The sequence below is a fragment of the Sphingobium sp. EP60837 genome (assembly GCF_001658005.1).
Taxonomy (GTDB): Bacteria; Pseudomonadota; Alphaproteobacteria; order Sphingomonadales; family Sphingomonadaceae; genus Sphingobium; species Sphingobium tyrosinilyticum.
Map to the genome: position 1 here is coordinate 945,883 of NZ_CP015986.1, position 12,949 is coordinate 958,831.

General features: G+C 64.0%; 15 protein-coding genes and 1 pseudogene. 6 read left to right on the plus strand and 10 right to left on the minus strand.

Annotation, left to right across the window (positions count from 1 at the left end; translation table 11 throughout):
* Positions 1-74: 74 nt before the first annotated feature.
* The 3 genes and pseudogenes from EP837_RS04565 to EP837_RS21760 all read left to right on the plus strand — a co-directional run.
* Positions 75-602: a DUF192 domain-containing protein gene (locus EP837_RS04565; RefSeq protein WP_066524830.1), complete on the plus strand. Its 528-nt coding sequence runs from the start codon at positions 75-77 to the stop codon at positions 600-602.
* A 50-nt stretch (positions 603-652) separates the two neighbouring features.
* Complete coding sequence (locus EP837_RS04570) at positions 653-1,051, plus strand: NADH:ubiquinone oxidoreductase subunit NDUFA12 (protein WP_066524833.1); 399 nt, start codon at positions 653-655, stop codon at positions 1,049-1,051.
* Positions 1,052-1,296: 245 nt separating this feature from the next.
* Positions 1,297-1,467: pseudogene (locus EP837_RS21760) on the plus strand (DUF2155 domain-containing protein); the annotation flags it as partial.
* A 35-nt stretch (positions 1,468-1,502) separates the two neighbouring features.
* On the opposite strand, the gene aat reads toward EP837_RS21760, so the two are convergent.
* The 8 genes from aat to sdhC all read right to left on the minus strand — a co-directional run bounded on the left by aat (position 1,503) and on the right by sdhC (position 7,153).
* Positions 1,503-2,255, minus strand: coding sequence for a leucyl/phenylalanyl-tRNA--protein transferase (gene aat, locus EP837_RS04580; RefSeq protein ID WP_066524835.1), 753 nt, complete (start codon positions 2,253-2,255; stop codon positions 1,503-1,505).
* 208 nt (positions 2,256-2,463) lie between these two features.
* Positions 2,464-2,874 (minus strand): arsenate reductase (glutaredoxin), encoded by a 411-nt coding sequence (arsC, locus tag EP837_RS04585; protein ID WP_066524838.1) that lies wholly within the window; start codon positions 2,872-2,874, stop codon positions 2,464-2,466.
* Positions 2,867-3,535, minus strand: a complete 669-nt coding sequence (locus EP837_RS04590; protein ID WP_066528703.1) for an MIP/aquaporin family protein — start codon at positions 3,533-3,535, stop codon at positions 2,867-2,869. The genes arsC and EP837_RS04590 overlap by 8 nt, the downstream gene beginning before the upstream one ends.
* Positions 3,532-3,891, minus strand: coding sequence for an ArsR/SmtB family transcription factor (locus tag EP837_RS04595; protein WP_066524841.1), 360 nt, complete (start codon positions 3,889-3,891; stop codon positions 3,532-3,534). The genes EP837_RS04590 and EP837_RS04595 overlap by 4 nt, the downstream gene beginning before the upstream one ends.
* Positions 3,892-4,021: 130 nt before the next feature.
* Positions 4,022-4,441 carry a GFA family protein gene (locus EP837_RS04600; RefSeq protein WP_066524849.1) on the minus strand — a complete coding sequence of 140 codons (420 nt, stop codon included), beginning with the start codon at positions 4,439-4,441 and terminating at the stop codon, positions 4,022-4,024.
* A 125-nt stretch (positions 4,442-4,566) separates the two neighbouring features.
* Complete coding sequence (sdhA, locus tag EP837_RS04605) at positions 4,567-6,369, minus strand: succinate dehydrogenase flavoprotein subunit (RefSeq protein ID WP_066524850.1); 1,803 nt, start codon at positions 6,367-6,369, stop codon at positions 4,567-4,569.
* A complete protein-coding gene (sdhD, locus tag EP837_RS04610) occupies positions 6,369-6,758 on the minus strand; it encodes a succinate dehydrogenase, hydrophobic membrane anchor protein (protein WP_066524852.1) in 390 nt (129 codons plus the stop codon). Before sdhD ends, sdhA begins: the two co-directional genes overlap by 1 nt.
* Entirely contained in the window at positions 6,758-7,153 is a 396-nt protein-coding gene (sdhC, locus tag EP837_RS04615) for a succinate dehydrogenase, cytochrome b556 subunit (protein ID WP_066524854.1), read from the minus strand. The genes sdhD and sdhC overlap by 1 nt, the downstream gene beginning before the upstream one ends.
* Before the next feature lie 168 nt (positions 7,154-7,321).
* On the opposite strand from sdhC, the gene EP837_RS04620 reads away from it, so the two are divergent.
* The 3 genes from EP837_RS04620 to EP837_RS04630 all read left to right on the plus strand — a co-directional run bounded on the left by EP837_RS04620 (position 7,322) and on the right by EP837_RS04630 (position 10,981).
* The gene (locus tag EP837_RS04620) at positions 7,322-8,653 is read left to right on the plus strand and encodes a methyl-accepting chemotaxis protein (RefSeq protein ID WP_066524856.1); all 1,332 of its coding nucleotides are present in this window, start codon (positions 7,322-7,324) and stop codon (positions 8,651-8,653) included.
* 207 nt (positions 8,654-8,860) lie between these two features.
* Positions 8,861-9,859: a 50S ribosomal protein L11 methyltransferase gene (locus tag EP837_RS04625; RefSeq protein WP_066524859.1), complete on the plus strand. Its 999-nt coding sequence runs from the start codon at positions 8,861-8,863 to the stop codon at positions 9,857-9,859.
* 402 nt (positions 9,860-10,261) lie between these two features.
* Entirely contained in the window at positions 10,262-10,981 is a 720-nt protein-coding gene (locus EP837_RS04630; protein WP_066524860.1) for a dienelactone hydrolase family protein, read from the plus strand.
* Positions 10,982-11,028: 47 nt separating this feature from the next.
* Here EP837_RS04630 and EP837_RS04635 read toward each other — a convergent pair whose 3' ends face one another.
* Both EP837_RS04635 and EP837_RS04640 read right to left on the minus strand, forming a co-directional pair.
* Positions 11,029-12,159: a M14 family metallopeptidase gene (locus EP837_RS04635; protein ID WP_066524863.1), complete on the minus strand. Its 1,131-nt coding sequence runs from the start codon at positions 12,157-12,159 to the stop codon at positions 11,029-11,031.
* Complete coding sequence (locus EP837_RS04640; protein ID WP_066528705.1) at positions 12,156-12,752, minus strand: DUF4136 domain-containing protein; 597 nt, start codon at positions 12,750-12,752, stop codon at positions 12,156-12,158. The genes EP837_RS04635 and EP837_RS04640 overlap by 4 nt, the downstream gene beginning before the upstream one ends.
* Positions 12,753-12,949 lie beyond the last annotated feature (197 nt).

Below are 12,949 nucleotides of genomic sequence, written 5' to 3' on the forward strand. Positions count from 1 at the left end.
GCAAGGAGAGGCGGGCCAGCCACAGGCTGGGGAGGGGGATTGCGCCCTATCCTCAAACATGTACCTCCCATCATATGAAGCACCTCCCCCTCCTGCTCCTCCCCCTCCTCGCCGCCTGCTCGCCTACAGCGCCAAAGGCCGAGAAATCCTCGACCCCCGCAACCCAGCAGGCCGCCCTCCTCCCCCTCGCGATCCACACCGCCAAGGGCACGCATCGCTTCGCCGTTGAGACCGCCGTCACCGAAAGGCAGCAGGAACAGGGCCTCATGTTCCGCAAGGCGATCGCCGCTGATGGCGGCATGCTCTTCCCGATGAACCCGCCGCGCACCGCCAGTTTCTGGATGAAGAACACGCTGATCCCGCTGGACATGCTCTTCATCCGCACGGACGGCAGCATCGCCTTCATCGCCGCCAATACCCAGCCCTATTCGCGCGAACCTGTATCGGCGGGCGTTCCCGTCACCGCCGTCCTTGAACTACGCGGCGGGCGGGCGGCGGAACTTGGCATAGCCGAAGGAGACCGGGTCTCCTGGGGCAAGTGCGCCGACCCCGCAGGCAAGAGCCGGCCCGGCCTCGATTTCTGCCCGCCGCAGGCACGCTGACGCCATATCCGCCTTGCCAATGACCCGCCTCGGGCTTAAGCGCTTCGCCCATGGGAATCCTGGCCAAGATCTTCACCTGGTGGAATGGCGCGACCATCGGCACCGCACTCTACACCTCCCGCAAGGGTAAGAAGGTGGGCGAAGACCATCAGGGCAATATCTATTATGAAGGCGGCGCGGACGTGCATGGCCGCACACGCCGCTGGGTGATCTACAACGGCAATAATGATGCGAGCCGCGTGCCGTCCGAATGGCATGGCTGGCTGCATCATACGATCGAAGGCACGCCGGAAAGCTTCCTGCCCCCGGCGCGCATCTGGGAACGCGATTATACGCCGAACGCGACCGGCACGCCCAACGCCTACCGCCCCTCCGGCGCGCTGGAAAAAGGCGGTCAGCGGCAGCGCGCCACGGGCGATTATGAAGCGTGGAGCCCCGACGCATCATGATCCGGCGTCCGGCGGGGACGCCCCTGCCGATCCTGCCCCTTGCCCCCTTGCTCGGCTCGCTATTGATGCTGGCGGCGTGCGGCGGCGATGAGCTTCCCACCGCCAATCAGACCGGCCCGGTGAAGATCGAAGGGCAGAAGATCCGCAACAGCGGTTCCTCCGCGCTGCCCGGCACCCCGATGGCGGAACGGGTCGCCGTGATCGGCCTCCTCAACAAGCGCAACGGCATCACCACCGATCTCACCATGCAGCCTGGCGACGCCCTGCGCGCGGGTGATGCGATCGTCCGCCTCCAAGCGTGCGAGACCACCGCGCCCTGGGAAAATGTGCAGGAAACCGGCGCCTTCGTGCAACTCGACGTACGCAGCACCGCCGACAATAAATGGCGCCGCAACTTCTCTGGCTGGCTGTTCAAGGAACGGCCCGAACGCAACGTCGTGCAGCACCCGATCTATGACGTCTGGGTCAGAAGCTGCACGATGTCCTGGCCCGAAAGCGGCCCCGGCACAGTGAAGCTCGGCAGCAAGGGCGAGCCTCCGGCCGACGCGTCACCCGCCAGCGGCGCGAACGCCAGCTCCGCCCAGCCTCCCGAACCTTCCGCCAATACGGAGCGCCCCGCCCCCAGCGGCACGTCACCCAGCGCCCCCGCCAGCAACCCCAGATAATCCTGCTGGCTGATCTCGATCGCGCCCAACGACCGCAAATGCTCGGTCATGAACTGGCAATCGAGCAGCGTGAACCCGGCAAAGAGCATCCGGCCGGTGAGCCAGGCTAGCGCGACCTTCGACGCATCGGTCCGCCGCGACACCATGCTTTCGCCGAAAAAGGCTTGCCCCAGCGCAACGCCATAAAGCCCGCCGACCAATTCCTCACCGTCCCAGACCTCGATCGAATGGGCAAAGCCGGTCTCATGCAGGTGCCGATATGTCCGCTCGATCTCGCGATTGATCCAGGTGGACGGCCGATCCTCCGCGACCTGCGCACAAAGCGACACGACGCCGCCAAAGTCGCGGTTCGCCGTGACCCGAAACCGGTCCCGCCGGATCGTCTTGGCCAGCGAATGGGACAAGTGAAAGCCACGCAGCGGCATGATCGCGCGGCGCTTGGGCTCAATCCAATAGACCTCCTCCGCATCCCGGTCATCGGACATGGGAAACACGCCGATGGAATAGGCCTGCAACAGGACCAGAGGATCGATCGTCATCAAACAGAGACTTAGCGAGCCCAACGCAAGCGCGCCAGAGGGCCTTTGGTCGTAAACCCAATCGCACCTGCTCTCGATTTACCTCTCTCGCACGCGGGGGAGGGAGAGACCCGCCGCAAAGCGGTGGGAGGGGTGAGGGCCTGTTGCGCAGTACACCCGCACCAACTGCGCCCGGCCAGTAAGCCGCCCGTCAGAACATGCAGCCGCCTCAGGGCCTCACGACTTCTCCATCTTCCTTGGTGAACGTGTCGGGCACCCGATCCAGCAGCGTGAATACGATCTCGGACGGCCGGCATAGCTTCGTGCCCTTGGGGGTGACGACGATCGGGCGGTTCACCAGGATCGGATGCTCAACCATCGCCGAAAGAATTTCATCGTCTGACACCGTATCTGTCAGCAAACCAAGTTCGGCTGCGGGAGTGCCCTTTCCCCGCAGGACATCGCGTGGCGACGCGCCCATGTCCGAAAACAGCCGCTCAAGCAGGGCACGCGTCCAGCCCACCTTGGCATATTCCACTATCTCAGGGACATAAGCCGCTGCTTCGATCATCGCGAGTGCGTTGCGCGAAGTACCGCAGGCAGGATTGTGGTAGATGGTGATCGGAAAGGTATCAGACATGAGGCGGCTCCTCCAAGATGAGCCAGCCGAACACCAGAAGCGCGACGACCGCGCCCGCAATCTGGCTGGCGATGAACAAGGGGACCGACGGTAGAGCGATCCCGGCAAAGCTGTCGGTGAGTGAGCGAGCCAGCGTCACGGCCGGATTGGCGAAGGAGGTCGATGCCGTGAACCAATAAGCGGCGGTGATATAAAGGCCAACGGCGGTAGGCGTGAACTCGGGCCGGGACCGCTGCGTCGTCAATATCGTGCCGATCAGCCCGAAAGTGGCGATGGCCTCCGCAAGGCCCTGCCCCCAGCCGTCGCGCAGTTTGGTGGAGATTTGCCACAGCGGCTCGCCAAACATGACATGGGCGGCCCATACGCCGATCACCGCGCCATTGAATTGCGCCGCCACGTAGAACAGCGCCAAGCGCGGCGCGGTATCTCCCCGCAACAGGAAAGTCAGCGTCACCACGGGGTTGAAATGTGCGCCCGACAGCGGCGCAAACATGTGGATCAGGACGACGAGACCCGCACCTGTCGCGATCGTGTTGCCCAGCAACGCGATCGCATCATTACCAGCGGCCAGCCGCTGTCCCATGATGCCGGAACCGACGACGACCGCCAGCAGCATCGCCGTTCCCAACGCCTCGGCGGCGATATTTCGAGCAAAGCTCATCGGGGCGGGCAACATTGGGCGGCTTCGGCGATTTCCGCCAGTGGCGCGCATATCTCGGGCCGCCCTCCGCAACAGTCCGACACGAGGAAGCTGAGAAGATCGCGCATCCCTTTAAAATCAGCAGAGTAGATCACCGACCGGCCTTCGCGGCGGGACTGGACCAGACCTGCATGTCCTAAAATGTTCAGATGGGTTGAGAGCGTGCTGGGCAACACCCCCACTTCGCGCGATATCTCTCCGGCGGCCACACCTTCCGCGCCTGCGCGCACCAGCAGGCGGAACACAGCCAGCCTGTGGCCATGCGCCAGCGCCGAAAGCGCTTCGACCGCATCAGGCAACCCCACCTGTTCAGGCATGTTCAACGGCGAAATCCTTAGTTCGATATTTCGATCATATCCGAAATATCGAACTATTCGATGCGTGGCAATGGCCGCTTTGGATCAAGATGGAATGGACTCTGCGCTCGCTCACGCAGCGCCCCCACGCTCAATCAACAGGAATGAAGCGAAGCGTCCCTACGCGCCGCACCACGCCACTGTCCGTTGGATGGTTGATCCCATCCATCACCGGCACTTCCGAAAAGTCGAACGGGCTCACGCCATCGAGGCAGGCGACGTTCACCCCATATTCGCCGGGGTTCGACCGTCGCTGGTGGTGCGTGTAGATGCCGCATCGGGAGCAGAAGAAGTGCTGCGCCGATCCTGTATTGAACCGATAGCTCGTCAGAACATCCTCGCCGCGAACGATATCGAGCCCGCCGACCTTAGCCGAAACAGCGATCGCGCCCCGCATCCGGCAGTAGGAACAGGTACACCGGCGTGCGCTGTTGAGGCCATCGCTCAACTCGACTTCGAACCGCACCGCGCCGCAATGGCACTGGCCGCCCTGTCTGTGCGCATCAGCCATTCTATGACCCCTCACCTGCCTCACGCTATTTTATTCCCCTCGCCGGGGACCGCGCAAGACCGTTCCGCCAAACAAAAGGGCGAGCCTCGCAGCCCGCCCTTCATCATTTTACCTGGCGCAGCGTCTTAATAGACGCGCGCCTTGGGCTTGATATATTCCGCCTCGTCCGTGAGCGTATAGTCGTGCACCGGGCGGTAATCGAGCGACACCTTGCCGCCCTTGCCGCCCCAGCCTTCGAACCAGCTGACGGTGTGCTTCATCCAATTGTCGTCGTCGCGGTTCGGGAAATCCTCATGCGCATGCGCGCCGCGGCTTTCCTTGCGGTTTTCCGCGCTGACCATGGTGCAGACCGCCTGGGACATCAGGTTGTCCAGCTCCAGCGTCTCGATAAGGTCGGTGTTCCAGATCAGCGAGCGGTCGGACACGCCGACATCCTGCATGCTGGCATTGACCTGCGCCATCTTGGTGACGCCCTCGCCCAGCAGCGCGCTGTCGCGGAACACAGCGGCATGCTTCTGCATAGTATGCTGCATTTCCAGACGGATCTTCGCCGTCGGCGAACCGCCCTTGGCGTTGCGATAATGGTCGAGGCGGCTAAGCGCCAGATCGGCCGCATCCTTGGGCAGCGGACGATGCGAGCCGTTGGGCTTGATCGTTTCCTTAAGGTGCAGGCCGGTCGCACGGCCGAACACGACAAGGTCGATCAGCGAGTTGGAGCCCAGGCGGTTCGCGCCATGCACCGACACGCAGGCCGCTTCGCCGACCGCATAGAGGCCCGGCACCACGACTTCGGGATCGTCGCCGACCTTCGTCACCACCTGGCCATGATAGTTACAGGGGATGCCGCCCATATTATAGTGAACGGTCGGCGTCACCGGCAGCGGCTGACGGGTCAGATCGACGCCCGCGAAAATCTTGCCGCTCTCGGTGATGCCCGGCAAACGCTCGGCCAGCACCTTGGGATCGATATGATCGAGGTGCAGGAAGATGTGGTCCTTGTTCGGACCCACGCCACGCCCTTCGCGCATTTCCATCGCCATCGAGCGCGACACGACGTCACGCGACGCTAGATCCTTCGCCGAGGGGGCATAGCGCTCCATGAAGCGCTCGCCTTCGGAGTTGGTGAGGTAGCCGCCCTCGCCGCGCGCGCCTTCGGTGATCAGCACGCCCGCGCCGTAGATGCCGGTCGGGTGGAACTGCACGAACTCCAGGTCCTGGAGCGGCAGGCCCGCGCGCAGCACCATGCCGCCGCCGTCGCCGGTGCAGCTATGCGCCGAGGTGGCGGAGAAATAGGCACGGCCATAGCCGCCGGTCGCCAGCACCACGGCCTTCGAACGGAAGCGGTGGATCGATCCATCTTCCATGCAGATGGCGATGACGCCGCGGCACTCACCATTTTCCATGATGAGGTCGATCGCGAAATATTCGATGTAGAAGTCCGCGTCATACTTCAGGCTCTGCTGATACAGAGCATGCAGCATCGCGTGGCCCGTACGGTCGGCGGCGGCGCAGGTGCGCTGCACCGGCGGGCCTGCGCCCATATTCTGCATGTGGCCGCCGAAGGGACGCTGGTAGATGGTGCCGTTCTCGTTGCGGCTGAACGGCACGCCCGCATGTTCCAGCTCGATGACGGCTGCGGGCGCTTCACGCACCATATATTCGATCGCGTCCTGGTCGCCCAGCCAGTCCGACCCCTTCACGGTGTCGTACATGTGCCAGGTCCAGTGGTCCGGCGAATTGTTGCCCAGCGAAGCCGCGATGCCGCCCTGCGCGGCGACCGTGTGGCTGCGGGTCGGGAACAGCTTGGTGATGCAGGCGGTCTTCAGGCCCGCTTCGGCGCTGCCCATGGTCGCGCGCAGGCCCGAACCGCCCGCGCCCACCACGACCGTGTCATAGGTATGATCGATGATCTTGTAGGCTTCGCTCATTACTTGACGATCCCCGTGAAGGCGATCTTGGCGATCGCGAAGATACCAGCGGCGGCGCCAGCGATGGTGTAGAAGTTCAGCAGCAGGATGCAGAAGAAGTTCAGCCCCTTGTCGTGAACATAATCCTCCAGCATCACCTGCATGCCCAGACGCAGATGGTAAAAGACGCTGACCAGCATCAGCATCAACGGCACGGCCACCAGCGGATTGGCGATCCAGTTGCGGACGCTCTCATAATCCAGCCCCGGCAGGCTCACCAGGCTGAAGATCAGCCACAGCACCAGCAGCAGATTGCCAACGGCGGTATAGCGCTGCGCCAGCCAGTGATGCGCACCATGGCGCGCCGATCCAAGGCCACGGACGCGGCCGATTCCGGTTCCCGTTCCCATCAGATTTTCCCCGAAAAGATGGTGGCCCACAGCGCCACGGTCGCAAGGATCGACAGGACCGGGATCACCAGCGACCAGGTCTTGTTCGTGTTCAACTCATAACCCGCGCCCATGTCGAGCACGAAGTGGCGCAGGCCCGACATCATATGCTGGAAGAAGAACCAGCTGATGCCGATCATCACCAGATAGCCGAAGGGCGAAGTCGCGCATTTGACGAAGGTCGCATAGGCGTCCGGACCCATGGCGATCGCCATCAGCCACCAAACCACGCCCAGAATTCCAACGGTGGCAAGACCGTTGCCGGTCACCCGGTGCAGGATGGAGATCGCCATCGCTGGCCCCCATTTCCAGATCGTCAAATGCGGCGAGAGCGGCCGGCTCGTGGTTCGCGCCATATCTACCTACGTCCCTGATGCTTGTCCCTGATTCCCGTCCCCTTAGGAGCGAACGGTCAAGAGGGCAAGCCGCCCGCTCCCCGCGCCCGATCGATCGCGGCTAAGAACTGATTAACCAGATCGCGCTATCACCCGGCGGACAAACAAGAGAATTGAGGTTTGCCGCTTATGACGTCCGTCGCCGCATCGAAGAGCGCAATGATCGCCAGTATGGCGGAGATCGATCCCACCGGTGAATTGGCCGCGGGGCTTCGGGAAATCCGCGACCTGATCGGCGACGGCGCGTCTGCCGCCGCCCGCACTTTCTTCGACAGCTATATGGAACAGTCGCATCTGCGCAGTACCCTGGCCGCCTCGACGATCGCGAAGATCGAGACGGAGGCCCATGAATATGTGCGGCAGAAGCTGAGCTTTTACGAAGCGGGCAGCTGGGCGGGCTCCTGCATCGCCTGCGTCCGGCTGGCGCGCAAGCGCAACCTGCCGCTGGGCGTGGTGCTGACCGCCGTGTCCGAAGCCAACAAGCAGATTAACAGCATGATCTGGCAAAAGGCCGCCGATGATACGACGCGCCAGCGCCTCGTGAATGTCATCACGATGGTCAGCATGGTCGATGCCAGCATGATGACCAACGCTTTCGCGGGCGATGAAGCAGAGGCGCAGCGCGATGAGCGCCAGCGGATCAGCACGCTGTTCGAACAGCGCATCATGGGGGAAATCGACGGCGCCTCGCAGCTCGGCGAATCGCTCCGGGAACAGGCGAAGGACGCCTCCGCCGCCACGCGCGGCATGTTGGGCAAGGCGTCGGAAGTCGCCGCCGCCGCCGAACAGTCGGCCATCGCCATGCGCGAAGCCGCCCGCACCTCCGCCGGCCTCATCCGCGCGATTGAGGATGCCCGCACCGAAGTCGAAAGCGCCGCCGATGTGGCGCAGCGCGCCGCCCGCCAGTCGGGCGACGCGGTCACCATGTCCGCCACCCTGTCGGAACATGCCAAATCGATCGAATCGATCCTCGGCCTCATCCGCGACATTGCGGGCCAGACCAACCTGCTCGCCCTCAACGCCACGATCGAAGCCGCCCGCGCGGGCGACGCAGGCCGGGGCTTTGCCGTCGTCGCGCAGGAGGTAAAGAGCCTCGCGAACCAGACCGCCCGCGCCACCGACGAGATCGCGGGCAAGATCGCCGATATCCAGGCATCCACACGCCAGTCGGTCGAAACCAACGAACGCATCCGCGACACGGTCGGCGAAGTGCAATCCAGCGCCGACCGCATCCGCCACGCCATGGATGCCCAGGCGCAAACCGTCACCATGATCACCGCCGCCGTCGATGAAACCGCGCTCGCCGCCGATTCGATGTCGGGCACCATTTCCGCGATCCGCCAGGATACGGAAGTCGTCGCCTCCGAAATCGACCAGCTCGAACGCGGCTTCATGAGCGTCGAAGGCAAACTCGCCAGCCTCCGCGCCGCCTCCTCCGACTTCGGCCGCCAGGTGGCCTGAGAGCGACCGGGCCAAAGCCGCCGTTCAATCACCCCTCCCTTTCAAGGGAGGGGACGGAGGTGGGTCGCCGGGTAAGCGGCGCTTGTTCTTCAGCCCCACAGAAACACGCTTCCCCCGCCCGTACCCGCCCCAAATCGCGCCAGACGTCACACGGCCGGACAACGCACCCGCTTCCCCTCCCCCCATCAAAGTTCTAAAGGCCGCGCCATGACCGACGCTGCCTCTCCCACCGCCCAAAGCTGGAAAGTCACCCTGCCCTGCACCCGCGCGGAGGCGGAGGCGATCGACGGTGACATCGCGGCCTTCGCGCTCATGGACAAACCGCCGGTCCTGATGACCAGCGAAGCCGCGCCCGATGATGAAAATGCCTGGCGCCTCGACGCCTATTTCGAAGGCGAGCCAAGCCCCGCCGCCATCAAGCTCATCCGCACTCTGGTCCCCAGCGCCGCCGGCGCCAAACCGCAGATCGAAAAGCTTCCCGACGAAGATTGGGTGACGCTGAGCCAGCAGGGCCTCGAACCCGTCACCGCAGGCCGCTTCCACGTCCGCAACCTCGCCACCGATCCCGAACAGCCCGGCCATGTCAATTTCCTGATCGAGGCGAGCCGCGCCTTCGGCACCGGCCAGCATGAAACCACCGCAGGCTGCCTCCTGATGCTCGACCGCATGCGCCGGATCGGCATGCGCTTCGGCAATGTCGCGGACATCGGAACCGGCACCGGCTTGCTCGCCTTCGCCGCCTTGCATCTCTGGCCTCGCGCCTATGCGACCGCGTCGGATATCGATCCCGTCGCTGTCCAGATCAGCGCAGAAAATGCCGCCGCCAACCGCATGACCGTGGGCAAGGGCTTGGGACAGCTGGCCCTCTACACCGCCGCTGGCGTCGATCATCCCGCCATTGCCACCCGCGCGCCTTACGACCTTTTGATCGCCAACATCCTGGCAGGCCCGCTGATCGAACTCGCCCCCTCGCTCTGCGCGATGGTGGAGGAAGGCGGCACCATCCTGCTCGCAGGGCTGCTGAACGAACAGGCCGACGCCGTCCTCGCCGCCTACCGCTCCCAAGGCATGCGCCTCGCCGAACGCACCGACCGCGGCGACTGGCCCACCCTGCGCCTACGCAAACGCCCCCGCATCGGCTGGAAACGCCCAAAACGCATCGACCGCCAAGCCCGAGGCGAAGCGCCGGGATTCGGGAGTTTGTAAGCTCGTCTGTTTTTAGCAACGCCGATAAGCGGCCCCGGCCAGCTGCCGAATGCTCCTAGCCACCTCAGCCTTGCTCCGGGCTATGGGGAACAATCAATATCCCGATTCAGGGAGCCGGCTGAGTTGAAGGCAGCCGAATGTCTCTGCGCACGATCCCCGTTTCGTCCTGAGCTTGTCGAAGGACATTAGCGCCCTTCCCATTGCGTATACGCTTCCAGAGCCGCAGCGCGAGGGGGCCAGGGCCGTCTCCTCCCAACCAATGACAGTCGCCAGTTCTTCGTCACCCCGGACCTGATCCGGGGTCCCTTTCTCCCTCTCTCGGGCGTTCAGCCCTCCAAACACTTGCCACAACCCTCCAGCCCCTTACTCTCGCTTCAGCAATCACCACTTAGCGAGGCCGTCATGCCCATCACCCGCCGCGTCACGACCCATGAAGGCCCCGGTGGCACGTTCGAAAGCCTCGCCGTTTTGGACGCCTCCGCCCAAGCACCCTGTCCCGGCATCCTCCTCTTCCCCAATGTGCTAGGAACGAAGGAAGCCGACTTCGCCTATGCCGAAAAGATCGCCACCCTCGGCTACACCGTCCTCGTCGCGGACATCTACGGGCAGGGCAAGCGCACTACCCGCGAAGATCCCGACATGGGCTGCTACATGGCCGAACTGAACGCCGACCGCGCATTGCTGCGCGACAGGGTCAACAGCGCGCATGCCGTACTCAAAGCGCTGAAAGAAGCGGATGAAAGCCGCACGGCAGCGATCGGCTTCTGCTTCGGCGGCAAATGCGTGCTCGATCTCGCCCGCAGCGGCGCGGATATTGCGGGCGGCGTCGCCTTCCACGGCGTCTATGACGCCCCGCCCTTCGCCAATGCCGCCATCACCGCCAAGCTGCTGATCTGCCACGGTTGGGATGACCCCATCGCGCCACCTGAAGCCACCGTGGCCCTGGCCACCGAACTGACGCAAGCAGGCTGCGATTGGCAGATCCACGCCTATGGCCATACGGGCCACGCCTTCACCGATCATGCGGTCAACATGCCCGACAAGGGTCTCGCCTACAGCGCCGACGCCGACCAGCGCAGCTTCCGCTCGATGAAGGACTTCCTAGGCGACCTGCTCGGCTAACCCCACCTCGTCATCCCAGCGTTGGCTGGATGACCGGCGTTTAATCCTCAAATCTCGCCGATCATTTCCGCCAGCACGCTCAGACAGTCCTTCGCCAACTGCATCGACCGCGCGGGCGACCAGCCAAACTCAGCATCCGGCAGGTCGTCATTATCCTTGAACGGCATTTCCAGCGTCATTGCCACCGCGCCGAATCGCTGGGCGATCTGGTTGGTGGACATGGACAGGTTCGCCTTGCCCGCCGCCGACAGCGGATAGCCGCGCTCCGTCTGGAAATCCGGCGTCCGCAGCGCCAGCGTATCCCGGAACCGATTATAAAGCCCCAGCTGCCGCTCGGTCAGTCCAGCTATCCCCTCGAACCCCGCCAGGAATACCGCGGCGATCGCTTCATCACCATGCACGTCCATCGCGAAGTCAACGCCCGTTTCGTCCATCGCGCCGCGCACAAGGAAGACTTCCGGGCTCCGCTCCATCGAAGGCTCATGCCATTCGCGGTTGAGGTTCACCCCCACCGCATTGGTGCGCAGATGCCCGCGGCGGCTGCCGTCCGGGTTCATGTTCGGCACGATATGGAAGGTCGCTTGTCGGCGCAGCAGCCGCGCAACCGAATCCTCCTCATCGCACAGCCGCTCCAGCGCGCCTTCCATCCACCATTCCGCCATGCTCTCGCCCGGATGCTGGCGCGCATAGAGCCACACCTTCTTCGGCCCCTCGCCCAGCGTCAGCAGGTCGAGCGGCTGTCCATCCAGCGTCACGCCCAGTTCCCGATGCTCGACCCCCGGCTGGCAAGCCGCCCAGGCGATCAGGTCATGGTGCCGCTCCATCGAATAGGGCGCGAAATAGGCGACCCAGACCGCATTCACGTCCGGCGACAGGCGGATGGTCAGCGTGCCGTTGGCATAGCTCGTTTCCGCCTGCGTCCAGGTTTCGCGATCCTCGCTGACCCGCGCCTTGTAGCCGGGCCAGCCGTCGGGATAGGCCGACGTCCCGCAATTGGTGATCGCCAGCTCCACCTCGCGGCCCGCCACGCCAGCCACGCGAAAATGGAACCATTGATAGAAGTCGCTCTGCTGGTCCTTGACGATCTCCAGCTCAGCGCGAACCTGCTCACTGGTATCTCTGATGGAAAGAACGCGAATATTCCCGCTGTCGAAGGCGCTGCTGATCGATATGGTCATTTGACGGTTATAGTGCGGCCTGATTCACCCGGATAGCCCCCGATCAGCGCGCTGGCGAGCTTTTGCGCGGCCAGGCCCGGCTGCGCGGCAGGCGTTCCTTCCCGCGCCTGGCTCACCGCCCGGCCTTCCCAAACCGTCGTCGAATCGGCTCGCCGCCGGATCTGCACCTGCAACTCGGTCGTGACGACATCCTTGGGCCGTCCCGACAGGTTGATCCCGATCCCCAAGCCGACTCCCGAATAGCCGCCGCTTCCCACTGCGCCGCCGACGCCGACGCTCACCGGCCGCCCGTCATTGCCATAGCCCGCCGGGCGGAAGCTCCGCCGAAAGCCCACCAGCGCGACATAATCACTCCGCGCGGCTGTAGTGGTCGGACCAAAGCCCACCCGCTGCAATTCCTGCTCCACCGCCGCCGCATAGGTGCGGAATTCCAGCCCCGCGTCGGGATTGGCGGGCATTTCCTCCACCACGATCGTGCCGCTCCGCGCCGGATCGCCGACATGGAACCGCGTCACTTCGACCGGCGGCACCGCCGTCGCGCATCCTGCCAGCGACAGGGCGAGGAAGGAGGAAAGGAGGATCTGCTTCATCATGCTAGTCTCCAAGAAGGACGCGTCAGCCCATACACGCCGCCGCTCCGGCATTTCCTTCAACGCGTGAAGCCACGGCTTTGCTGCATGCAGGATGAACGGGGCAAAAGAGCGGCTACCCACCCTTGACTTTCGCCTGCCCCGCCCATAGGGGCTGCGCTTCGATTTTCCGATCACGCAAAGATTCATCAAAGGCTGGT